Annotated in this window: 21 protein-coding genes; 12 read left to right on the top strand and 9 right to left on the bottom strand. The window is 64.2% G+C overall.

The genetic code is table 11. The features are described from left to right. Positions 1 to 11: 11 nt before the first annotated feature. The 7 genes from QM672_RS15910 to QM672_RS15880 form a co-directional block, all read right to left on the bottom strand. Positions 12 to 887, bottom strand: a complete 876-nt coding sequence (locus tag QM672_RS15910; RefSeq protein WP_367625752.1) for an ABC transporter substrate-binding protein — start codon at positions 885 to 887, stop codon at positions 12 to 14. 218 nt (positions 888 to 1,105) lie between these two features. Next, positions 1,106 to 1,399 (bottom strand): hypothetical protein, encoded by a 294-nt coding sequence (locus QM672_RS15905; protein ID WP_311933127.1) that lies wholly within the window; start codon positions 1,397 to 1,399, stop codon positions 1,106 to 1,108. Further along, positions 1,396 to 2,163 carry an ABC transporter ATP-binding protein gene (locus tag QM672_RS15900; protein WP_311933126.1) on the bottom strand — a complete coding sequence of 256 codons (768 nt, stop codon included), beginning with the start codon at positions 2,161 to 2,163 and terminating at the stop codon, positions 1,396 to 1,398. The genes QM672_RS15905 and QM672_RS15900 overlap by 4 nt, the downstream gene beginning before the upstream one ends. After that, positions 2,163 to 3,182, bottom strand: a complete 1,020-nt coding sequence (locus tag QM672_RS15895) for an ABC transporter permease (RefSeq protein WP_415083695.1) — start codon at positions 3,180 to 3,182, stop codon at positions 2,163 to 2,165. The genes QM672_RS15900 and QM672_RS15895 overlap by 1 nt, the downstream gene beginning before the upstream one ends. A 9-nt stretch (positions 3,183 to 3,191) precedes the next feature. Continuing rightward, a complete protein-coding gene (locus tag QM672_RS15890; RefSeq protein ID WP_415083693.1) occupies positions 3,192 to 4,211 on the bottom strand; it encodes an ABC transporter substrate-binding protein in 1,020 nt (339 codons plus the stop codon). Positions 4,212 to 4,403: 192 nt separating this feature from the next. Continuing rightward, positions 4,404 to 5,735, bottom strand: coding sequence for an O-acetylhomoserine aminocarboxypropyltransferase/cysteine synthase family protein (locus QM672_RS15885; RefSeq protein WP_367625664.1), 1,332 nt, complete (start codon positions 5,733 to 5,735; stop codon positions 4,404 to 4,406). Positions 5,736 to 5,778: 43 nt separating this feature from the next. Continuing rightward, a complete protein-coding gene (locus QM672_RS15880) occupies positions 5,779 to 6,822 on the bottom strand; it encodes an isopenicillin N synthase family dioxygenase (RefSeq protein WP_415083691.1) in 1,044 nt (347 codons plus the stop codon). Between the two features lie 283 nt (positions 6,823 to 7,105). Between QM672_RS15880 and QM672_RS15875 the strand changes: the two genes are divergently transcribed. Genes QM672_RS15875 through QM672_RS15865 form a run of 3 tightly spaced genes read left to right on the top strand, consistent with a single transcriptional unit; the run spans position 7,106 to position 9,677 of the window. Then, positions 7,106 to 8,062, top strand: coding sequence for a sulfonate ABC transporter substrate-binding protein (locus QM672_RS15875; protein ID WP_415083784.1), 957 nt, complete (start codon positions 7,106 to 7,108; stop codon positions 8,060 to 8,062). A 14-nt stretch (positions 8,063 to 8,076) separates the two neighbouring features. Then, the gene (locus tag QM672_RS15870; RefSeq protein WP_311933116.1) at positions 8,077 to 8,877 is read left to right on the top strand and encodes an ABC transporter permease subunit; all 801 of its coding nucleotides are present in this window, start codon (positions 8,077 to 8,079) and stop codon (positions 8,875 to 8,877) included. Continuing rightward, a complete protein-coding gene (locus QM672_RS15865; protein ID WP_311933114.1) occupies positions 8,874 to 9,677 on the top strand; it encodes an ATP-binding cassette domain-containing protein in 804 nt (267 codons plus the stop codon). Before QM672_RS15870 ends, QM672_RS15865 begins: the two co-directional genes overlap by 4 nt. Positions 9,678 to 9,758: 81 nt before the next feature. Here QM672_RS15865 and QM672_RS15860 read toward each other — a convergent pair whose 3' ends face one another. Both QM672_RS15860 and QM672_RS15855 read right to left on the bottom strand, forming a co-directional pair. Beyond that, the gene (locus QM672_RS15860) at positions 9,759 to 11,054 is read right to left on the bottom strand and encodes an NCS2 family permease (RefSeq protein ID WP_311933112.1); all 1,296 of its coding nucleotides are present in this window, start codon (positions 11,052 to 11,054) and stop codon (positions 9,759 to 9,761) included. An 871-nt stretch (positions 11,055 to 11,925) separates the two neighbouring features. Next, entirely contained in the window at positions 11,926 to 12,051 is a 126-nt protein-coding gene (locus QM672_RS15855; protein WP_311933110.1) for a hypothetical protein, read from the bottom strand. Between QM672_RS15855 and QM672_RS15850 the strand changes: the two genes are divergently transcribed. From QM672_RS15850 to QM672_RS15810, 9 genes are all read left to right on the top strand, one after another. Further along, positions 12,050 to 12,277: a hypothetical protein gene (locus tag QM672_RS15850; protein WP_068287353.1), complete on the top strand. Its 228-nt coding sequence runs from the start codon at positions 12,050 to 12,052 to the stop codon at positions 12,275 to 12,277. The two genes, QM672_RS15855 and QM672_RS15850, sit on opposite strands and share 2 nt — an antisense overlap. Then, positions 12,274 to 13,377, top strand: coding sequence for a methionine ABC transporter ATP-binding protein (locus QM672_RS15845; protein WP_394309828.1), 1,104 nt, complete (start codon positions 12,274 to 12,276; stop codon positions 13,375 to 13,377). The genes QM672_RS15850 and QM672_RS15845 overlap by 4 nt, the downstream gene beginning before the upstream one ends. Next, complete coding sequence (locus tag QM672_RS15840) at positions 13,367 to 14,032, top strand: methionine ABC transporter permease (protein WP_149254592.1); 666 nt, start codon at positions 13,367 to 13,369, stop codon at positions 14,030 to 14,032. The genes QM672_RS15845 and QM672_RS15840 overlap by 11 nt, the downstream gene beginning before the upstream one ends. Before the next feature lie 147 nt (positions 14,033 to 14,179). Next, positions 14,180 to 14,992, top strand: coding sequence for a MetQ/NlpA family ABC transporter substrate-binding protein (locus QM672_RS15835; protein WP_367625667.1), 813 nt, complete (start codon positions 14,180 to 14,182; stop codon positions 14,990 to 14,992). Between the two features lie 416 nt (positions 14,993 to 15,408). Then, a complete protein-coding gene (locus QM672_RS15830; protein ID WP_311933106.1) occupies positions 15,409 to 15,918 on the top strand; it encodes a flavin reductase family protein in 510 nt (169 codons plus the stop codon). Between the two features lie 21 nt (positions 15,919 to 15,939). Continuing rightward, entirely contained in the window at positions 15,940 to 17,178 is a 1,239-nt protein-coding gene (locus tag QM672_RS15825) for an SfnB family sulfur acquisition oxidoreductase (RefSeq protein WP_367625668.1), read from the top strand. Positions 17,179 to 17,279: 101 nt separating this feature from the next. Next, a complete protein-coding gene (locus tag QM672_RS15820; RefSeq protein ID WP_311933104.1) occupies positions 17,280 to 18,539 on the top strand; it encodes an SfnB family sulfur acquisition oxidoreductase in 1,260 nt (419 codons plus the stop codon). Positions 18,540 to 18,688: 149 nt separating this feature from the next. Continuing rightward, on the top strand, positions 18,689 to 19,882 hold the full coding sequence (ssuD, locus tag QM672_RS15815) for an FMNH2-dependent alkanesulfonate monooxygenase (RefSeq protein ID WP_367625669.1): 1,194 nt from the start codon (positions 18,689 to 18,691) through the stop codon (positions 19,880 to 19,882). Positions 19,883 to 20,048: 166 nt separating this feature from the next. Continuing rightward, positions 20,049 to 21,434, top strand: coding sequence for an LLM class flavin-dependent oxidoreductase (locus QM672_RS15810; RefSeq protein WP_415083685.1), 1,386 nt, complete (start codon positions 20,049 to 20,051; stop codon positions 21,432 to 21,434). The last annotated feature ends 17 nt before the right edge of the window (positions 21,435 to 21,451 follow it).

Here is a 21,451-nt window from a genome sequence, read left to right as displayed (position 1 = left end):
GGCGCTTGAACTCACTTCACCAGGCCCTTCTTCTTCAGATAATCGGCCGCGACATCCTTGGCCGCCTCGCCATCGACCTGGATGCGGCCGTTGAGCTCCTGCAGCGTGGTGAGGTCGAGGCTGGCGAAGACCGGCTTCAGCCAGTCGGCGATCTGAGGATGGGCCTTGAGCACGGATTCCCGAATGACCGGTGCCGGGGCGTAGACGGGCTGCACCGACTTGTCGTCGTCGAGCACCACGAGATTGCCGGCTGCGATGCCGCCATCCGTGCCGTAGACCATGGCTGTGTTGACGCCGTCCGTCTGCTCGGCGGCTGCCTTGATGGTGGCTGCGGTGTCGCCGCCCGAAAGCACCACGAGCTGGTCGGAGGAGAGCTTGAAGCTATAGGTGGTCTGGAAGGCGGGCAGGGCGCCGGCGCTGTTGACGAACTCGGCCGAGGCGATCAGCTTCACCTTGCCGCCGCCGGTGACGAACTTGCCGAAATCGTCGAGCGACTTCAGCTTGTTGGTATCGGCCACGTCCTTGCGGATGGCGATGGCCCAGGTGTTGTTGGCGGGCGCGGGATCGAGCCACACCAGCTTGTTGGCGTCGTAATCGAGCTTCTTGGCCTCGGCATAGCCTTTGGCGGCGTCCTTCCACAGGCCGTCATCGGCCTTATTGAAGAAGAAGCCGGCATTGCCGGTATATTCGGGATAGAGATCGATGTCGCCGGCTACCAGGGCCTTGCGCACGATTGGTGTGGTGCCCAGGCCCACGCGGTTGTTGACCTTGAGGCCATTGGCTTCCAGGACCTGTACGATCAGGTTTCCGAGCAGATTGCCTTCGGTATCGATCTTGGAGGCGACGGTGACGTCGGCGGCCTGGGCCATGCCAGCGGTCGCCATCATGGCGGCGGCGGCCGCTGCGGCTGTCAGCCGGTGCACCCTCTTGCCGATGAGGGAGCGGAGGGGAAGCGAGAATGGCATCTTGTGATCCTCTTGGTGTCCTTTGAGCGACGCCGGAAGCTGGAAGGGCTGTGCCGGCGGCCGATGATTCAGATTCTGAAGTTGAGCGAAGCCCCGCATCTTGTTGATCCGACTCCGGAACGCGCGCCGGCAGTCTTGGTTCAGGCGTCTCCTGCCGTCCCCGTCGCGAGGCTGGCGCACAGGGCGGCGACACCGATCCACAGGCTCGCCGACCAATAGGCGATGATGGCCAGGGGATGGGTGCTGCGGCACAGCGATCTCGCAAGCTGGCAAATATCGCTGTTGCTGACAAGGCAGAGCCCGGCATCCGGGAGCGAGAGGTAATTGTAGCCGATCACATCCTGATAGGTAATCCACCACCAGGCGAGGGACAGCGCGACGATACCAGCCCCGAAGATCTGCAGAAGGCGGGTGAAGGCGGGCAGGGCACTCATGAAAGCTGCAATCCGAGCGCCTGCAGGATCTCCCGACGCAGATGGACCAATTCCGTATCGTCGCGATGGCGCGGATAGGGCTTGTCGACGGCAAACTCCGCCTTGATCCGTGCGGGCCTGTCGGAAAACACGATCACGCGGGAAGCAAGCAGCAGCGCCTCTTCGACGTCGTGGGTTACCAGCAACGCCGTGAAGCCCGTACGTTGCCAGAGCGACACCAATTCGTCCTGCAAAGCGAGGCGCGTCAGGGAATCGAGCTTGCCCAGCGGCTCGTCGAGCAGCAGCAGGGAGGGATCGTGCACCAGCGCCCGCGCCAGCGAGGCGCGCTGCGCCATGCCGCCCGAAAGCTGGTGGGGATAAGCGTCGGCGAAGCGCTCGAGCCCGACCAGCGACAGGGCCTGGCCGATGCGATGGCGCTGGCGGGCGAGCACGCCGCGCGCCTCCAGCCCCGCCGCGACGTTCTTGCGGACCGTCAGCCAGGGAAACAAGGTCGGGTCCTGGAACACCAGGATACGGGCGGGATCGGGGGCCGTGACCGCCTGGCCGTCGGCCAGGATGGCGCCGGCAGCGGGCGGCTCCAATCCGGCGATGAGGCGCAGCAAGGTCGACTTGCCGCAACCCGAAGGGCCCAGCAGGGCAACGAATTCACCCGGTTCGACCTTGAGGTCGACGCTATCCAGCACCGGCAACTCCGCACCCGAGAGGTCGAAATGATGGCTGACGCCGTGGACGTCGATGCCGATGCTGTGGCTCGAGGCAGCCATCAGATAAAGCCCTTCTGCCAGGTGAGGAGGTGATCGCGTATGACGAAGAGCAGCTTCACGATGCCCGCGCAGATCACCGACATGATCAGCAGCGTCGCGTAGACATTGGCATAGCCCGAATAGGCGGTCTGGAACTGGATGTACCAGCCGAGCCCGTATTTCGCGCCGAGCATCTCGGCCACCACCAGCACTGCGAAGGAATAATAGAGGCCCATGAACAGGCCGACGAAGACATGCGGCAGGGAGGCGGGAATGGCGATGTTGCGGATCAGGTACCAGCTGCCGGCGCCGAAGATGCGACTGACGTCGTAATAGGCGCGGTTCACCGAGGCGACGCCGGAGGCCGTCAGGATGGCGACGGGAATGCCGGAGGCCAGCGCCACGATGAAGACGCTGGCATCGAAGGTGTTGGGGAAGAAATAGAAAGTGCAGGGGATCCAGGCCGTGGCCGGAACCGGGCCGATCAGCTTCAGCACCGGCATGCCCCAATAGCTGAACCGCTTCGACCAGCCGAGCGCCACGCCGAGCCCATAACCCACCGCGATGCCGCAGAAGAAGCCGACGGACCACAGGCGCAAGGAATAGGCGATGCAGATGAGAAGGCGCTGGCTCTCGGTGACATAGACATGGAGCAGGCCGTGCGGCGGCGAGAAGAAAGGCTTGGGCAGCCAGCCGGTCTTGGCCGTCGATAGCTCCCACAAGGCCAGCCAGACGCTGATGGCGGCGAACCAGGGGCCATAATGCAGGAGCGTGCGTCCCAACCCGCCGAGGCGATGGACGGTGAAGGCCACCACCAGGAAGATCAGCCCTGCCGTGCCGGTGATGGCGGCGAACAGACCGGCACTGCCCCACGGCACCACGTCCGGCAAGCCGATCGTGATGGCCGCCGTGGCGGCCAGGGTCACCGAGGCCAGGAGCCCATGCTTCCACACGCCGCCCCATAGGCTACGCAGGGATGCCTGTGACGGGGGCGCCGCCTTGAGGAGTCCGGGATTGGGGGCGCGCAGGGTATCGCTCATCGCAAGGCCTCAGGCGAGCAGGTTGATGGTGACCCGCTCGGCGAACTCCTTGGGATCGGTGGTGGAATCGAGCACCTTGACCAGTTTGAGGTCCTCGGCCGCCAGGCGGATCTGGTCGACCAGGGGCTGGCCGATCGGGTGGTTGTGATAGACTAGCGTTCCCAGGATTTCGGTGAGCTGGGCCGCCGTCAGACCGGCCGGCTTGAGCGTGTCGAAATACCACTGCGCCACTTCGTCGGGATGGTTGGCGGTATATTCGTGGATCTCGATATTGGCCTCGGCCAGGCGCCGCAGGCCATCCTTGTTGGCCTCCAGGAAGGGGCCGTTGGCACCGAGGACGCAGCAGGTGTGGTTCTCGTAATAGCCGGTCTGGGTGTCGGCGATCTTGACGAAATCGAACTGCTTTTCGATGGCCCAGGCCCAGGGATCGAGATGGGCGGCAAGCTCGACATCGCCCCGGTTGAGCGTCTCGCCGACGAGCTCGAAGGGCACGGCCTTCCAGGTCACGTCGGTTTCAGGATCGAGACCGGCCTTGGCGAAGCTGACCTGGAAGGCGACCTGGGGCGGGGCACCGATGCCATAGGTGGCGATGGTCTTGCCCTTGGCGTCGGCCAGCGTCTTGATGCCGGAATCCTTGCGCGCCAGCAGGCGCTGGCAGCCGCCATGGGAGCCGACGAAGAGCTTGACGTCGAAGCCCTGCTCCAGGGGCTTCAGCCAATCGCCGATCAGGCCGGCGCCGGCATCCGCCTTGCCGGTGGCGAGTGCCTGGATCAGCGTCTGGCCGCTGGCGCCCTGGTAGAACAGTTCGACGTCGAGATTGTGCTTGGCGTAGATGCCCTTGGCCACGCCGAAACCGAGCGGCGAGTGGCAGGCCGCCACCTCCGTCCAGGCCAGGCGGATCTTCGGCGCCGGCGCTGCGATCGCTGGCGAGAAGATGCGGCCGCCGACGGCGGAGAGAGAGGCGAGGGCACCGGCCGCTCCGGCCAGTTTGAGGGCCTTGCGGCGCGAGAAAGCGGGAAGTCTGGACATGGGTTCCATCCGTGGCCGGCTGCTTGGGGCTGATCCATCGATCAACGAAACGAATTGGCTCGACGTTTGTCATTGCCGGGCTTGACCCGGCAATCCAGTTTCCCTTCCACACGTCGAAGACGGAGGCTCCTGGATGCCCGGATCAAGCCCGGGCATGACAAAGGTGGTGGTTCATTATTCCCGGACCATGTCTCAAGCCGCCTTGCGTTCCGCCGCGTCGTGCTCGCCTTCGGCAGCGGCCAGGGCCTGGGTCAGGTCGGCGATGATGTCGTCCGGGTGCTCGATGCCGATGGACAAGCGCACATAGCCGGGCGTCACGCCGGTGGCGAGCTGGTCTTCCGGCGTCAGCTGCTGATGGGTGGTCGAGGCCGGGTGGATGGCGAGCGAGCGGGCATCACCGATATTGGCGACGTGGTAGAGCAGCTTGAGTGCGTCGATGAAGCGTTTGCCGGCCTCCACACCGCCCTTGAGCTCGAAGCCGACCAGGGCACCATAGCCGCCCTTGAGATAGGCCTCGGCGCGACGGCGGTTCTCGTCCGACTGCAGGCCGGGGAAGATGACGTGGCTGACGGTGGCCTGCTTGGCGAGGAAGTCCGCCACCTTGACGGCGTTCTCATTGTGCTGGCGCAGGCGCAGCGGCAGGGTTTCCAGCCCCTGCAGCAGCTGGAAGGCGTTGAAGGGCGACAGGGCCGCACCGACGTCGCGCAGCAGCTTCACCCGCACGCGCAGGATATAGGCGATCGGCCCGAGCGGCTTGGCGGCCTCGGTCCAGATCGCGCCGTGATAGGCCTCGTCCGGCTGGGTCAGCAGCGGAAAGCGGTCGGCATGGTCCTCCCAGGGGAAATTGCCGCCGTCGACGATCAGGCCGCCGATGGAGGTGCCGTGGCCGCCGATATATTTGGTCGCCGAATAGACCACGACGGCGGCGCCATGTTCGAGCGGGCGGGCGATCAGCGGCGCGGCGGTGTTGTCGACGATGAGCGGAATGCCGAGCGAGCGGCCGATATCGGCGATCTCGCGGATCGGCAGTACCTGCAGCTTGGGATTGGGCAGCGTTTCGGCGTAGAAGGCACGGGTTTTGTCGTCGCTTGCTCGGCGGAAATTCTCCGGATCGGAGGGATCGACGAAGCGGACTTCGACGCCGAATTGCTTGAGTGTCGAGGCGAACAGGGTCCAGGTGCCGCCATAGAGGTCGGTGGACGAGACGACGTTGTCGCCGGCCTGGGCCAGATTGAGGATCGAATAGGCCGAGGCCGTCTGTCCCGACGAAACGGCCAACGCGGCCGCGCCACCTTCGAGGGCGGCAATGCGCTGCTCCAGCGCGTCGGTCGTCGGGTTCTGCACGCGCGTATAGATATTGCCGAGTTCCTCGAGTGCGAAAAGACGCGCGGCGTGGCCGGTATCCTGGAACTGGTAGGAGGTGGTCTGGTAGATCGGCACCGCCACGGCGCCGGTGGCCGGGTCAGCGCGATAGCTGCCGCCATGCAGGGCAAGGGTCTCGAAATGTCGGGAATCGGTGGTCATGCCAATGGCTCCTGAAGCGTGGCTTTGAAGATCGAACCGAAAATCAGTAGGCGGAGGCGACCTGCACCGGCTTGCTGGTGTCGATCAGGTCGGGATGGTGGCGGCGGGCGACGTCGGGATGGGAACGCAGGCGGCTCTTGAGATAGTTGCGCCCAGCCTCTCGGAAGAGCGGATTGAGCGGGTCCTGCGTCAGGCCGCGTGCTTGGGCGGCAAACTCCGGTGCCAGCGTTAGCAGCGGTACTTCGGCCTCAAGATTGGCACCGAGGAAGAAGGGCACCGACAGCCGATCGGTACCGGCCGGTGGCGAGACGACGCGATGGACGTTGGCGCGCAGATAGCCATTCGAGGCCAGTTCCAGGATCTCGCCGATATTGACGACGAAAGTGCCGGGGATAGGGGGAGCCTCGATCCAGCCATGCGCGCCCTCGACCTGCAGACCGCCCTGGACATCCTGCAGAAGCAGCGTGAGGAAGCCCGAATCCTTGTGCGCGCCGACGCCTTGGTCATCCTCACCGGCTTCACGACCGGGATAGCGCACGATCTTGAGGAGCTGGTTGGGTTCGGGCGTGTAGATCGGCTGGAAGGCATCGGCCTTCTGGCCCAAGGCGAGCGCGAAGGCGCTGAGCACGCGAATGCCGAGCTGGGTGACCTCCTGGAGATAGCGCAGTGTGATGAGCTGCAGTTCGGGCAAGGCTTCAGGCCATTGATTGGGCCCCTGCAGGCGATGCCAGGCCGGTGCGGTGGGATCGAGGGGGCGGGCCCTCTTTTCGGCGCCGATATCCACCTGCTCGCGCCAGTCCGGCTTGCCGCGCGTATGCTCGAAGCCGGCCCGGTTGTAGCCGCGGAAATGCGGCGAGTTGATCATTTCGATCGCCAGCTTGTCCTGTTCGGGCAGGTCGAAGAAGCGGCGCGACAGGCGCAGCACATCATCGATCAACTGCTGGGGGACGCCGTGGCCGGTCAGGTAGAAGAAGCCGGGACCGCGAGCTGCCTCGCGCAGGTTCTGGAGGAAGGCCGCGCGCTCTGCGGCTCCGGCCTCGAACCAACGGAAATCGAGGATAGGCAGGCTTTCGGCTGAAGTCGTCATGGCATTGGACCGTTCGGTTGAATCTCTATGTGAAATCGACCATGGCGGTATTTATAAGTCAACTGATTTTATAGACTATATAGAATTATAAAAGAAATCTGCCGAAATTAAGCTTTCATAGCAAAGAGTTAGATGCTGGATCGGAATCAGGTCGCGAACAGTCCGTGAGGGAAACGCGACCTGAATCGTGGGCAAAATTCATGCAGTCGAGACAGGAAATTAATTATTGACTAAATCTATCAACTATTGGGATTATGGCGCCGATACCCTCAAGGATGACCTGATGACTGCGCTCTGGACCCGCCGCTCTCTGCTTGCCGCCGCGCCCGCCTTCGCCGTGACCGCCGCCCTCGGACCCGCGCGCGCCGCGACGAAGACGATCCGTGTCGGCTACCAGAAATACGGCACTTTCCTGTTGCTGAAGGCGCGCGGCAATCTTGAACGCAAGCTCGAGCCTCTGGGTTTCGGCGTGACCTGGACGGAGTTTCCCGGCGGTCCGCAATTGCTGGAAGCCCTGAATGTCGGCGCGCTGGATTTCGGCATCACCGGCGAGGCCCCGCCGATCTTCGCCCAGGCGGCCGGCGCACCGCTGGTCTATGTCGCCAACGAACCGGCGGCTCCCCTCAGCGAGGCGATCCTGGTGCGCAAGGACAGTCCGCTGCAATCGGTGGCGGAACTCAAGGGCAAGAAGGTCGGGCTCAACAAGGGATCGAACGTTCACTATCTTCTGGTCAAGGCGCTGGAAAAGGCCGGACTGGCCTATGGCGACATCCAGACGGTGTTCCTCACACCTTCCGATGCGCGGGCCGCCTTCGAGCATGGCGACATCGATGCCTGGGTGATCTGGGATCCCTTCCAGGCAGCGGCGGAGATCGCCGTCGAGGCGCGCCAGCTTGCCAATGGCGAGGGCCTGGTCGCCAACCGGCAGTTCTATCTGGGCGAGCGCTCCTTCACCGAAGCCAATCCGGCCGCGATCGACGCCGTCCTCGCCGCCATCAACGAGATCGACCAATGGGCGAAGGACCATGTCGACGAAGCGGCGAAAGAGTTGGCCCCCGCCGTCGGCATTCCGGCCCCCGTGCTCAAGCTGGCGCTCGGCCGGCAATCCTGGAACGTGCAGCCGATCACGGCCGAGACGGTGGCCGCCCAGCAGCAGATCGCCGATACCTTCCATAAGCTCGGCCTCATCCCCAAGGCGATCAAGATCGCCGATGCGCTCCGCCCCGGCGTGACGCTCTGACAAGGGAGGGGCCGATGGCTTCGCGACGCTTGAATGGACTGGCCCGTCGCCTAGTGCCCTGGTTGCTGCCGGTGCTGCTGCTGGCCGGCTGGGAGCTTGCCGCCGATCTCGGCTGGCTGCAGGCGCGAGTATTGTCGGCGCCGAGCGCAGTGGCGCTCGCCTTCTGGCAGACCCTCCAGGATGGCACCCTCCTGCACAATGTCGGTGTCAGTGCCGGACGCGCCCTGCAGGGCCTGGCCATTGGCGGCCTGATCGGCTTCGCGCTCGGCGTCGCCAACGGCGTCTGGCGTCCGGCCGAATTGCTGCTCGACTCCACTTTGCAGATGCTGCGCAACGTGCCGCATCTGGCCATCATTCCGCTGGTGATCCTGTGGTTCGGCATCGGCGAAAGCGCCAAGATCTTCCTGGTCGTTCTCGGCGTGCTCTTTCCCGTCTACATCAATACCTATCACGGCATCCGCACCATCGATCCGCATCTCACCGAGATGGCACGCGTCTACGGCCTGGGGCCGGTGGCCCGGTTCTGGCGGGTAATCCTGCCAGGCGCCCTGCCATCGGTCTTCGTGGGCCTGCGCTACGGCCTCGGCATCATGTGGCTGACGCTGATCGTGGCCGAGACCATCTCGGCCTCCTCCGGCATCGGCTACATGACCATGAATGCCCGTGAATTCCTGCAGACGGACGTCATCCTGCTCGGCGTGATCATCTATGCCGTGCTCGGCAAGCTCTCGGACACTTTGGTGAAGCTGCTCGAACAGGCTGCCCTGCAATGGCATCCCACCTATGCGCGGCCCCGCCGGGAGGCACTGGCATGACCAATGCTCTGCTCCCTATAGAGGATGGCTATTTCGCCCCCGAACTGACGCGTAACAGCCTGGCCCCGTCCGATTTCGCCCGGCCGGCGCCGAAGCCCAAGGGGCTGGCGATCGAGTTGAAGGGGGCTTCCAAGGCCTTCGATCATCGCGTGGTGCTCGACAGGCTCAACCTCACCATCGAGCCCGGCGAATTCGTCGCCGTGGTCGGGCGCTCGGGCGGCGGCAAATCCACGCTTCTGCGCCTCATCGCGGGTCTCGATCGACCCAGCGCCGGCGAGGTCTCGGTGGGCGGAGCGGCCTTTCAGGGAGCCCATGCCGGCGCAAGGCTGATGTTTCAGGATGCGCGGCTGCTGCCCTGGCAGCGTGTGATCGGCAATGTCGGCATTGCGCGTGGCCCCAATTGGCGCGGCCTGGCCCAGGCCGCGCTCGATGAAGTAGGGCTGGGAGACCGGGCCAATGAATGGCCGAGCGTGTTGTCGGGTGGGCAGAGGCAGCGTGTTGCCCTGGCGCGCGCCTTGGTCAGCCGGCCCGACATCCTGCTGCTCGACGAGCCCTTCGGCGCGCTCGATGCCATGACGCGGGTGGAGATGCATCAATTGCTCTCGCGGATCTGGCGCGAGCATGGCTTCACCGCCATCCTGATCACCCACGACGTGTCGGAAGCGGTCGCGCTGGCCGACCGGGTCATCGTGCTGCGTGAAGGCGCCGTCGCGCTCGACCTGGCCGTCGAGCTGCCGCGCCCGCGCCGCGACGAGGACCGCAATTCGCAATTGGCAAGCCGCATTCTCTCCTACGTCTGATCCTGCCGCTTATACGAAAAAGCCGGGGCAGCGATGCTGCCCCGGCCCTTTTGTTTGTGCCGTTCTCCGACGATCGGAATCTCAACCACCCGAGAAGAAGGCGAAGCGGACCACGAACAGGACGGCGACCAGCCAGGTGGCCAGATGCACCTGCTGCGGGCGGCCGGTGAGGGTCTTGAGGGCGCAATAGCTGATGAAGCCGAAGGCAAGGCCGTTGGCGATGGAGTAGGTAAAGGGCATCATCAGCGCGGTCAGCGCGGCCGGAGCGGCCTCGGTGATGTCGTCCCACTCCACCTCGAGCAGTTCGCGCATCATCAAGCAGGCGACATAGAGTAGGGCTGGCGCGGTGGCATAGACCGGCACGGAACCGGCGAGCGGTGAGAAGAACAGGGCGGCCAGGAACAGGATGGCGATGACGATGGCGGTAAGGCCGGTGCGCCCGCCGGCCTGCACGCCGGACACGCTCTCGACATAGGCGGTGGTCGAGGAGGTGCCGAGCAGCGAGCCGGCGAGGATGGCGGAGCTGTCGGCCAGCAAAGCGCGGCCGAGCCGGTTGGGCTTGTCGGGCTGGATCAGGCCGGCGCGCTTGGCGACACCGATCAGCGTACCGGTCGCATCGAACACCTCGACCAGCACGAACACCAGGATGACATGCACCAGGCCCGCATGCATGGCGCCCACGAGGTCGAGCTGCAGGAAGGTCGGCAGGATGGAGGGCGGCATGGAAATGACGCCACCGAACTTGCTGACGCCGAGCGCGATCGAAAGCGCGGTGATGACGAGAATACCGATCAGGATGGCGCCGCGTACCTTGAGCACGTCGAGGGCTGCGATGATGAAGAAGCCGAGGATGGCCAGCAGCGTGCCGGTTTCCTTGAGCGACCCCAGGGTCACCAGCGTGGCGGGGCTGGCGACCACGATGCCCGAGCTCTTGAGGGCGATGATGCCGAGGAACAGGCCGATGCCGGCCGCGATGGCCGATCGCATCGAATGCGGAATGCCGGCGATCAGCCAACTGCGCACGCCGGTGACGGTCAGGAGCAGGAAGATACAGCCGGAGATGAACACCGCGCCGAGGGCCTGCTGCCAGGTAAAGCCCATGGTGGCGACGACGGTGAAGGCAAAGAAGGCGTTCAGGCCCATGCCCGGCGCCATGCCGATCGGCCACCGGGCGACCAGGCCCATGATCAGCGAGCCGAGGGCGGCTGCCAGGCAGGTCGCGACGAAGACCGCATTGCGGTCCATGCCGGTGGTCGACAGGATCTCCGGATTGACGAAGATGATGTAGGCCATGGTGAGGAAGGTGGTGATGCCGGCGATCACCTCCGTCCGCACCGAAGTGCCCTGTTCCTTCAGTTTGAAAAACGCGTCCAGCACGTCTCGCTTCCTCTCTTGCGGCACCCGCACGACCAAAGTCGCGCGCCTGACCCTTCCCGGTGAAGCGATTGCGGTCGCCACTCCGGGCTTGGCCTCTGCCGAGCGTTATGACTCCCCTTGCAGAACCTCCGGTTTCATCGCTCGGACGAAGCCAGCACGTACTGCATTTTCTCAATATTCAAGCAGATGATTTCGGGCAGGAAGCGCGTCCCAACCTGAAAGCATCTGCTCCGGCGGCCGTATTTTGTCATCCCGGGAGGAATGGCTGCCGCCGATGATCTGACGCGGCAGGGTGCCAGCCTCAAACCGTTCCAATCTCTGCTGCTTTGGCTCGTGGCACAAGGGGCCCGACGGCAGGCTGGGCTGGAAGGTCTTTCGCAAATATCTGTAAGAGGAAGAAGCCGCCGGAGGGCGGAATGCTGGCCGTGCCGGACAGAAATTCCGGCACAAATACCGTCATCGACCTGCCGGTGAAGGGCGGAGGCAGGACGATATGGCGTCTTTCGTCGTGTCTCGTCGACGCAAAACACGCAATTATGCCCTGTATATGGCGAGCGTGCGGTTTCGACTAGTGACTCGAAGCGTTGCCGGCCTGCTTTGCGCTTATTGTCTGATCATTACGGTAGGTTGAGTTCCGCCCGACAGCGGTTTATGTAAAGGCGCAGCGCTGTTCGGGATGCCCGGTTGTGGACATCGAAAAAATCGCCGAACAACAGTTGACTAATTTTGTGGACTATTTATTTTTGTGTCATCGGCTTCCCAGGGAGTCGGTCGCGGGGATTTGAGCGAGCAGCTTGCGCCGCGTCATCAAACGCTAAAGCGCCACGGCTGATGTCGTGGGCTCCAGACAGGAAGTGTCCCATGATCGTTGTCAGCGGAACGGATATCGGAAAGCCAGACGGAAAGATGTGTTGCGGCTGCTGTTGTTGCTGAAGCCCGTATAATCACATGCATTCCCTGTTTTTTCGGAGCGCCACCAGGTGGCGGCTTTATCCATGTCCCATCCCTCCAATTCCGAATCCTATGTTATTGAGATCTCCGGTGCCGCAGTCGGCATCGTGGTGCGCGAACCCCAGGCGCGCCGCTTTGCGTTTCATGCCGCCAGCCGGCGCTTCAGCCGGTTCGACGGCATGACCTTCGTGGGTCCGCGTGATGCCGAACGCTATCTTTCAGGCCAGGTCGCCAGGCGCCTGCACTCCCTGCTGGAGGAACTGGTCGCGTGAACGCACCTGTGAGAGTGGAAAACCTGACCTTGCCTGGTGAGGCGGAGGCAGGCGGGCCGATCGTGCGCTTCGAGCGCGTGTCGCGTTCCTTTGCTGCGCGCAAGGGCAGTGCGGCCGTGTTCGCGCTCGACGATCTCAGCCTGGAAATCCCGCGCGGCGAGATCTTCGGCGTGATCGGGCGCAGCGGTGCCGGCAAATCGACGCTGCTGCGGCTGATCAATGGGCTGGAGCGGCCGACAAATGGCCGTGTCGTCGTCGACGGCATCGAGATCGATGCCCTGAGCGAAAGCCAGTTGCGCCCGGTCCGCCGGTCCATCGGCATGGTGTTCCAACATTTCAATCTTTTGTCCTCGCGCACGGTCTTCGAGAATGTGGCGCTTCCCCTGGAAGTGGCCGGTATCGGCGTCGCCGAAATCCGGGACCGCGTCGAGCCGTTGCTCGACCTTGTCGGGCTCTCAGACAAACGCAACCGCTATCCGGCGGAGCTGTCGGGCGGCCAGAAGCAGCGTGTCGGCATCGCCCGCGCCTTGGCGACCCGGCCCAAGATCCTGCTCGGCGACGAGGTGACCTCGGCGCTCGACCCGGAGACGACGGCCTCCATCCTGGCCCTGCTGGCCGATATCAACCAGCGCCTCGGCGTCACCATCGTACTGATCACCCACGAAATGTCGGTGATCAAGGAGATCTGCCATCGGGTTGCCGTGCTGGAAGCCGGCAAGCTGATCGAGACGGGGCGGGCCTTCGAGGTGCTGACCCAGCCGCGCCACGCCACCACGGCCAGTTTCGTGCGCGGGGTCACCGGTGTCGAACTGCCGGCCGATCTCGCCCGCCGGCTCTCGGACCAGCCGAGCCCGGGCAGCCAGGCGGTGTTGCGCATCACCTTCACCGGCTCGCACGCCACAGCGCCGGTGGTCAGCCGTTTGACCACCATTCTCGGCATCGACATCAACATCCTGGCCGGCCGCATCGACACGATCGGCGGCGAACCCTTCGGGGCGCTTCTGGTTTCGGTGCCCGGCGACGAAGCGACCCGGCTTGCCGTGGTTTCGGCGGTGGAGAGGCTCAATCTGCAAGGGGAGGTGATCGGTTATGTCGCCTGAGATCCTCAAGGTCATCTGGGGCGCGACCGGCGATTCCCTGATCATGGTCGGCGTGTCCATCCTGTTCGGGACGATCCTGGGCCTGCCCCTCGGCATCTTCCTCGCCACCAGCCGGCGCGGCGAATTGCTGGCTTCTCCCAAGGTGAATGCGGTGCTTGGCGCGATCGTCAACGCGGTGCGCTCGGTGCCTTTCATCATCCTCATCGTCGCGATCATTCCGTTCACAAGGCTGCTGGTCGGCAGTTCGATCGGCCTGAAAGGCGTGATCGTGCCCCTGACCATCGCGGTGGCGCCCTTCATCGCACGCATCGTCGAGAGCGCCATTCGCGAGGTCGACGCCGGGCTGATCGAGGCGGCGCGTTCCTTCGGCGCCACACCGTTCCAGATCATCCGCAAGGTGCTGTTTCCCGAGGCGCTGCCGGGTCTCGTGCTTGGCCTCACCCTCACCACGGTCAGCCTGATCGGCTATTCGGCCATGGCCGGCGTGGTCGGCGGTGGCGGGTTGGGCGACGTCGCCATCCGCTATGGCTATCAGCGCTTCATGCCCGAAGTGATGGGCGCCGTGGTCGTCATTCTCATCCTGCTCGTGCAGGGCGTGCAGTCGGCGGGCGACCTGGCTGCCCGCAAGCTCAACAAGCGCGTGCGACAGGACTGATGTCAGTCCCGACGATGCCGTAGCATCCGGGACCGGAACACCCCGCGGATCATTGGATGAAAGCCGTGATTTGCGGGAGGGAATCGAGGGTCGTTTCCACGGTCTCTCGGCATGATTCAACGTCTATCTAAAACAGGAAAGACTTCCATGTCCGCCTACACATTGACACGCCGCCGCCTCGCCGGCGCCGCCCTGGCCCTGGTCTTCGCTCTGGCTCCGGCCGGCGCGGCCTTTGCCGCCGAGAAGCTCAAGCTCGGTGTCATGGGTGGTGACGAGGAGCGCATCTGGGAGGTGGCCAAGAAGGTCGCCGCCAAGGATGGCCTCGACATCGAACTGGTCTCCTTCTCCGACTACGCCATTCCCAACGAGGCACTCGAGAAGGGCGACCTCGATGCCAATGCCTTCCAGCACAAGCCCTATCTCGACAGCCAGATCGCGGCCCGCGGCTACAAGATCGTGCCGATCGGCTATACGCTGGTGCAGCCGATCGCCCTCTATTCGAAGAAGCTGAAGGCTTTTGCCGATCTGAAAGAAGGCGCCGTCATCGGCATTCCCAACGATCCGTCCAATGGCGGCCGGGCCCTCAAGCTCCTGGAAGCCAACGGCCTGATCAAGCTGAAGACCGCCGAAGGCCAGGTGCCGAGCGTGCTCGACGTTAGCGACAATCCCAAGAAGGTCGAGTTCAAGGAGATCGAGGCCTCGCAGCTTGCCAATCTACTGCCCGACCTCGACGGCGCAGTGATCAACACCAACTACGCCCTCGGCGCCGGCCTGACGCCAGCCAAGGATGCGCTGATCCAGGAAAGCCGCACCAACAATCCCTATGGCAACTTCATCGCCGTGCGCGAGGCCGACAAGGACAAGCCGATCTTCAAGAAGCTGGTGGCCTCCTATCAGAATCAGGAAGTGGCCGATTTCATCAACGCCAACTTCAAGGGCGCGATCCAGCCGGCATGGTAGGGTGGCATTGGTCGAATGCACGTTGCTGTCTCGTGCAGCGGCGTGTCTGAGCCAGAACCATAAAGGCGCTGACCTTTGTCATGCCCGGGCTTGGCCCGGGCATCCATAAGGCCGGCGGTAGAAGGACTGCGCTACAGCCTGGATTGCCGGGTCAAGCCCGGCAATGACAAAGGTCGAGTCGCTGCCGGCATAATCAGCCGGGACGATGGGTGGCTCCTGCTGGCCGTGTCGGCGGTCACAGCGTTATATTGATCATTGCGAAGGGAGATCCTTCGTAATTTTTTGGCCATAAATTCTATAAAATCTATAGACATAAGATTGTTGCTGTTGCACGATCCGCCCACGACGCGCCGCTGGGTGCACCAAGAAAGGGGAGGCGAGGCCTCCGCTGCTTCTTTCAGATGACGGATACGAACATGAATATCGCCGTGAAGCTGCCGCCGGTTACGGGGCCGAATCTGCGCGACGCCATGCGGTTGGTTGCCGGCGGCGTCAGCGTGATCACCGCGGGTGAAGGGGACGAGCGTACCGGTCTCACGGCGACCTCGGCCGTGTCGCTGTCGGTCGAGCCGCCGACCATGATCATCTGCGTCAATCGCGATGCCTCGGCCTGGCCGGTCATCCGCCGCTACGGCCATTATTGCGTGAACATCCTGGCAGACCATCAGCGCCACATCGCCGACCGCTTTGCGGGGCGGGGCGGTATCAAGGGTGCCGCCCGCTATGAGAACGCCGGCTGGAACCGCCTGTTCACCGGCGCCCTGGCGCTCGAAGGAGCGCTCGCCTCCGTCGATTGCGAGGTCGAGGAATTCATCGACCGTCACAGCCACTCCATCATCATCGGCGCCGTGCGCGGCATCCGCACCGCCGATGGCAGGCCGCTCGTCTATGCCCAGGGTGGCTATGGCGGCTTCCACCCTGCCTGATTGAACAAGACCGGGATCACCATGACCATTTCCGTTGCGCCGCCGCTCACCTCTGCGCCGCCCCAATTCGACCTCGAGCCCCAGGCCCATGTCATCGCCTCCGATGCCGAGGCGATCGAAACAGCCACGACCCTGGCGGCTGAATTCGCAGCCGGGGCGGCGTTGCGCGACCGCGACCGTATCCTGCCGGCAGCCGAGCTCGACCGTTTCTCCAAGAGCGGCCTTTGGGGCATCACCATTCCCAAGGCCTATGGCGGCGCCGGCGTCTCCTGGGTGACGCTGACGGAGGTGATCAAGCTGATCTCGGCCGCCGATCCTTCCATCGGCCAGATCCCGCAGAACCACCTTGCTGCGGTTGACGTCATCAGGTCCACCGCTTCGGAAGAGCAGAAGAAGTTGTGGTTCGGCCGCGTGCTCGCGGGCTATCGGCTCGGCAACGCCTTCTCCGAGGCCAAGTCCAAGCATGTCGGCGCCTTCGAGACCACGCTGACCCCGGATGGCGACGGCTATCGGGTCAAGGGCGAGAAATTCTATGCCACCGGGGCGCTGTTCGCGCATTACATCCATATCGGCGCCGTCGATCCGGCCGGCAAGGTGAATCTGGCCATCGTGCCGCGTGACGCCGAGGGGCTTACCATCATCGACAATTGGTCGAGCTTCGGTCAGCGCACCACCGCGAGCGGCAATGTCCATATCGACAATGTGCGGGTGGGGGCCGAGGGGGTGATACCGGCCTATCTCGGCGGCGAGAATCCCTCGACCAACGGAGCGGTCTCCCAGATCATCCAGGCGGCCGTCGATGCCGGCATCGCGCGCGGCACCATCGAGGACACCATCAAGTTCGTGCGCAACAATGTCCGTCCCTGGATCGATAGTGGTCAGGAGCATGGCTATGAGGATGTCTTCACCATCGCCCAGATCGGTGACCTCAAGATCAAGCTTCATGCCGCCGAGGCCCTGCTGGAGAAGGCGGGACGGGCTGTTGACGCGATCGTGGAGCAGCCGACCGAGGAGGGCGTGACGACGGCTGCCGTCGCGGTTGCCGAGGCCAAGGTGCTGACCACTGAGATCGCCATCCTCGCCACCAACAAGCTGCACGAACTGGGCGGCACGCGTTCGACCCTGGGCCAGTACAATCTGGACCGGCACTGGCGCAACGCGCGCACCCATACGCTGCACGATCCGGTGCGCTGGAAATTCTATCACGTCGGCAACCACGCCCTGAATGGCGTGAGCCCGCCGCGCCATCCCTGGAGTTGATTTCTCCGGGTGCGCGGGCGTCCCGCCCGCTTTTGGAAACATCGAACCAACCGGAAGAAGGGGCGGGCGAGACGCCCGCGCACCCGGAATAGGACTCAATCATGCCCACCGCCGCCGCCCTGACCGCCGATACCCCGCCCGAGCGCCTCGTCGCGTTCCGGGCACCACCCCTGCGGGCCGGCAAGGCCCATATCATCAAGGACGATGCCGAGGCGCTCGCTGCCGCGCGTGAGGTCGCGGCCAGGATTGCTGAAACCGCGATCGAGCGCGACCGCGAGCGGCGCTTGCCTTATGAGGAACTCGACTGGCTGTCCGATGCAGGCCTCCTCGCCATCACCGTGCCAAAGGCCTATGGCGGTGCCGAAGTATCGTCCGGTACGCTGGCCGAGGTGATCGCTCTTCTCTCCGCGGCGGATGGCTCGATCGGCCAGATTCCGCAGAACCACTTCTTCATCCTGCACGCCTTGCGCCTGGAAGGCAGCGAAGAGCAGAAACGCTTCTTCTACGGTCGCATCCTGGCCGGCGAGCGCATCGGCAATGCCCTGTCCGAGATCGGCACCAAGACGGCGCAGGACCACAACACCCGCCTCAGCAAGGACGGGCCGGTGCTGCGGCTCAACGGGCGCAAATTCTATTGCACCGGTGCCTTGTTCGCCCATTGGGTGGCCGTGGTTGCCAATGACGACGAGGGTCGTTCCACCATTTCCTTCGTGCCGCGCCAGACCCCGGGTCTCGAGGTCATCGACGATTGGGCCGGCTTCGGCCAAAGGGTCACCGGCTCGGGCACCACCACGCTCGACAATGTCGAGGTGCATCCCTTTTCGGTGATCTCGCTGAAGGCCGTCTTCGATCGGCCTACATCGATGGGGCCGGTGGCGCAGATCATGCACGCCGCCGTCGAAGCCGGCATCGCACGGGCTGCCCTCGCCGAGACCTTGAGCTTCGTGAAGAAGCATGCTCGTCCCTGGAAGGACAGCGGCCTCGATCACGGCTACGAGGATCCCTACACCATCGCCGGCATTGGCGAGGTGAAGATCCGCGTGGCCGCCTCCGATGCCTTGCTGGAGCGGGCAGGGCGCTTTTCCGACATTGCCGTGGCCGATCCCACGGTGGAAACGGTCGCGGCTGCTTCGGTGGCCGTTGCCGAGGCCAAGGTTGCCTCAACCGAGGCGTCGCTGCTGGCCGGCAGCAAGCTGATCGAATTCGCCGGCTCGCGCGCCACTCAGACCCAGTTCGGTTTCGACCGCTTCTGGCGCAACGCCCGCACCCACACCGTGCACGATCCCGTGCGTTGGAAATATCGCGCCATCGGCGACTACTGGCTCAATGGCATCAACCCGCCACGCCACGGCGCCATCTGACCGGAGGATTGTCCATGAACACTGGAAATCCAACCCGCTCGACCTTTGTCATTGCCGGGCTTGACCCGGCAATCCAGCTCCTTTCCTGACAAAGTCGGCGCTTTCGTCGCTTCCCGGCAATGTCCAAGTATACGACCAGAGACTTTACCATGCCCTATGATCTCGACCTGCCCCCGCCTGCCCAGGAAACCGACGTGCTCTGGTTCCTGCCGACCCATGGCGACGGGCGCTATCTCGGCAGCGAGCAGGGGGCCCGGCATGTCTCGCTCGGCTACCTCTCGCAGATTGCCAAGGCCGCCGACGACCTCGGCTATTTCGGGGTGCTGCTGCCCACCGGGCGATCCTGCGAAGACAGCTGGGTCATCGCCTCGGCCATGGTGCCGCTGACCAAGCGCCTGCGTTTCCTGGTGGCGATCCGTCCCGGCCTGACCACGCCGGCCTTCGCAGCCCGCTCGGCGGCGACGCTCGACCGGCTCTCGGATGGTCGCCTGCTCATCAATGTCGTCACCGGCGGCGATCCCGTGGAATTGAAGGGGGACGGCGTCTTCCTCGACCACAAGGAACGCTACGAGGTTACCGACGAATTCCTCGACATCTGGCGCGAGCTGCTGCAGGGCGGCAAGGTCACCCGCGAGGGCAAGCACCTGCGCATCGAGGATGGCGTGCTGCTCTATCCTCCCGTGAATCAGCCCTATCCGCCGCTTTATTTCGGTGGCTCGTCGGAGGCCGGCAACGAGGTCGCCGGCAAGCATGTCGACGTCTACCTGACTTGGGGCGAGCCGCCCCAGCAGGTGGCCGAGAAGATCGCCAATGCCAAGGCGGTTGCCGCCAAATACGGCCGCACGCTCTCTTTCGGCATCCGCCTGCATGTGATCGTGCGCGAGACCTCGGCGGAAGCCTGGCGTGCTGCGGACGCGTTGATCTCCAAGCTCGACGACGAGACCATCGCCACGGCCCAGAAGGTGTTCTCGCGCATGGATTCGGTGGGGCAGAGCCGCATGCGGGCTTTGCATGGCGGTTCGCGCGACAAGCTGGAGATCAGCCCCAATCTATGGGCCGGCGTCGGCCTGGTGCGCGGCGGGGCGGGCACGGCTCTGGTCGGCAATCCCGACGAGGTCGCCGAGCGCATGAAGGAATATATGGCGCTCGGCATCGACCGCTTCATCCTCTCCGGTTATCCGCATCTGGAGGAGTGCTATCGCTTCGCCGAGCTGGTCTTCCCCAAGCTTCCCTTGAAGAAGACCACCGGCAATGATCTCGGGCCCGCGCGCAATGCCGGCCCCTTCGGCGAGGTCATCGCCAATGTCGTGGCGCCTTCTCATCGCAAGACAGCAGCGGGATAGGTTCTTACCCTCCCCTGGAGGAGGAAGGTCGGACGAAGTCCGGGGTGGGGTGATTTCTTTGCAGGATAGAGCTGTTTCCATCATCATCGCGACCAGTGCCTCTTCACCCCACCCCGGCCTTTCAGGCCGACCCTCCCCCTCCAGGGGAGGGTAAAGAAGCCAAGTGATGTCCAAACCCATCCGTTTCAATGCCTTCGAGATGAATTGCGTGGCGCACCAGTCCCCCGGGCTGTGGCGCCATCCAAGGGATCGTTCGCGCTCCTATAACCGGCTCGATTATTGGCTCGACCTCGCCCGCATTCTGGAGCGGGGCCTGTTCGACGGGCTGTTCCTGGCTGACGTGCTGGGGGTCTACGATGTCTATGGCGGCAATGGCGCGGCGGCCCTGCAGCATGCCACGCAGATCCCGGTGAACGACCCCCTGCTGCTCGTGCCGGCCATGGCGGCAGTGACGCGGCATCTGGGTTTCGGCGTCACCGTCAATCTGAGCTATGAGCCGCCCTATGGTTTCGCGCGCCGCATGTCGACGCTCGACCATCTGACGGAAGGGCGTATCGGCTGGAACATCGTCACCGGCTATCTCGACAGCGCGGCTCGTGGTGCCGGCAAGGACAGGCAGACGGCGCATGACGATCGCTACGCCATCGCCGAGGACTATATGGCCGCGGTCTACAAGCTCTGGGAGGGAAGCTGGGCCGACGACGCCGTGGTCGCGGACGCTGAAGCCGGCGTCTTCACCGTACCCGAGCGGGTACGCAAGGTGCAGCATGACGGACCGCATTTCCGCATCGACGCCCTGCATCTGAGCGAACCTTCGCCGCAACGCACGCCCGTGCTCTACCAGGCCGGGACCTCGCCGGCGGGGCTGGGCTTTGCGGCGAGGCATGCCGAATGCGTCTTCATTTCCGGGCCGAGCCGCAAGGTGATCGCCAGCCGGGTGGCTGCCATCCGGCAGGCGGCCGCGCGGATTGGCCGCGATCCCGCCAGCATTCTGATCTTTACGCTGCTGACCGTGATCGTGGCGCCCTCGGATGAAGAGGCGAGGGCGAAGCTCGCCGATTATCGCCGTTATGCCGATCACGAGGGGGCTCTGACCCTGATGTCGGGCTGGACCGGTGTCGATTTCTCGCAGCTTGATCCCGATGCGATCGTCGAGCATGTCGAGAACGAGGCCGGCCGTTCGGCGCTCGAGAATATCACCCGCGCCGATCCCGATCGCCGCTGGACGGTACGCGAAGTCGCCGAGCATGTGGCGATCGGCGGCATCGGCCCGCTCGTTGTCGGCTCGCCCGCCAGAGTTGCCGACGAACTGGAAGCCTGGGTCGATGAAACGGGGATCGACGGCTTCAACCTCGCCTTTGCGGTGCGCCCGGAGACATTCCGCGATGTCGCCGATCTGCTGGTGCCGGAACTGCAGCGGCGGGGACGTTACAAGACGGCCTATGCCGAAGGCGCCCTACGCCAGAAGCTCTTCGGCGGCTCTGCGCGCCTGTCAGAAAGTCATACGGCAGCAGATTATCGCCAGCTTTGGCAGGCTTTAGAGACGGCATGAGTAGCAAATCAGCCCTT

Source organism: Labrys sp. (in: a-proteobacteria), from assembly GCF_047605565.1.
GTDB classification, from domain to species: domain Bacteria; phylum Pseudomonadota; class Alphaproteobacteria; order Rhizobiales; family Labraceae; genus Labrys; species Labrys neptuniae.
Note: the sequence above shows the minus strand (reverse complement) of the source record. Positions and strands in the feature narration are given on the sequence as shown.

What these genes read in the sequence shown, in the direction of transcription:
- ssuD (WP_367625669.1), top strand. Translation starts at nt 18,689, where the DNA reads ATGCCCTATGATCTCGACCTGCCCCCGCCTGCCCAGGAAACCGACGTG.
- QM672_RS15910 (WP_367625752.1), bottom strand. Translation starts at nt 887, where the DNA reads ATGATGGCGACCGCTGGCATGGCCCAGGCCGCCGACGTCACCGTCGCC.
- QM672_RS15890 (WP_415083693.1), bottom strand. Translation starts at nt 4,211, where the DNA reads ATGTCCAGACTTCCCGCTTTCTCGCGCCGCAAGGCCCTCAAACTGGCC.
- QM672_RS15825 (WP_367625668.1), top strand. Translation starts at nt 15,940, where the DNA reads ATGACCATTTCCGTTGCGCCGCCGCTCACCTCTGCGCCGCCCCAATTC.
- QM672_RS15865 (WP_311933114.1), top strand. Translation starts at nt 8,874, where the DNA reads ATGACCAATGCTCTGCTCCCTATAGAGGATGGCTATTTCGCCCCCGAA.
- QM672_RS15850 (WP_068287353.1), top strand. Translation starts at nt 12,050, where the DNA reads ATGTCCCATCCCTCCAATTCCGAATCCTATGTTATTGAGATCTCCGGT.
- QM672_RS15885 (WP_367625664.1), bottom strand. Translation starts at nt 5,735, where the DNA reads ATGACCACCGATTCCCGACATTTCGAGACCCTTGCCCTGCATGGCGGC.
- QM672_RS15905 (WP_311933127.1), bottom strand. Translation starts at nt 1,399, where the DNA reads ATGAGTGCCCTGCCCGCCTTCACCCGCCTTCTGCAGATCTTCGGGGCT.
- QM672_RS15810 (WP_415083685.1), top strand. Translation starts at nt 20,049, where the DNA reads ATGTCCAAACCCATCCGTTTCAATGCCTTCGAGATGAATTGCGTGGCG.
- QM672_RS15900 (WP_311933126.1), bottom strand. Translation starts at nt 2,163, where the DNA reads ATGGCTGCCTCGAGCCACAGCATCGGCATCGACGTCCACGGCGTCAGC.
- QM672_RS15895 (WP_415083695.1), bottom strand. Translation starts at nt 3,182, where the DNA reads ATGAGCGATACCCTGCGCGCCCCCAATCCCGGACTCCTCAAGGCGGCG.
- QM672_RS15820 (WP_311933104.1), top strand. Translation starts at nt 17,280, where the DNA reads ATGCCCACCGCCGCCGCCCTGACCGCCGATACCCCGCCCGAGCGCCTC.
- QM672_RS15870 (WP_311933116.1), top strand. Translation starts at nt 8,077, where the DNA reads ATGGCTTCGCGACGCTTGAATGGACTGGCCCGTCGCCTAGTGCCCTGG.
- QM672_RS15880 (WP_415083691.1), bottom strand. Translation starts at nt 6,822, where the DNA reads ATGACGACTTCAGCCGAAAGCCTGCCTATCCTCGATTTCCGTTGGTTC.
- QM672_RS15855 (WP_311933110.1), bottom strand. Translation starts at nt 12,051, where the DNA reads ATGGATAAAGCCGCCACCTGGTGGCGCTCCGAAAAAACAGGGAATGCA.
- QM672_RS15875 (WP_415083784.1), top strand. Translation starts at nt 7,106, where the DNA reads ATGACTGCGCTCTGGACCCGCCGCTCTCTGCTTGCCGCCGCGCCCGCC.
- QM672_RS15835 (WP_367625667.1), top strand. Translation starts at nt 14,180, where the DNA reads ATGTCCGCCTACACATTGACACGCCGCCGCCTCGCCGGCGCCGCCCTG.
- QM672_RS15830 (WP_311933106.1), top strand. Translation starts at nt 15,409, where the DNA reads ATGAATATCGCCGTGAAGCTGCCGCCGGTTACGGGGCCGAATCTGCGC.
- QM672_RS15840 (WP_149254592.1), top strand. Translation starts at nt 13,367, where the DNA reads ATGTCGCCTGAGATCCTCAAGGTCATCTGGGGCGCGACCGGCGATTCC.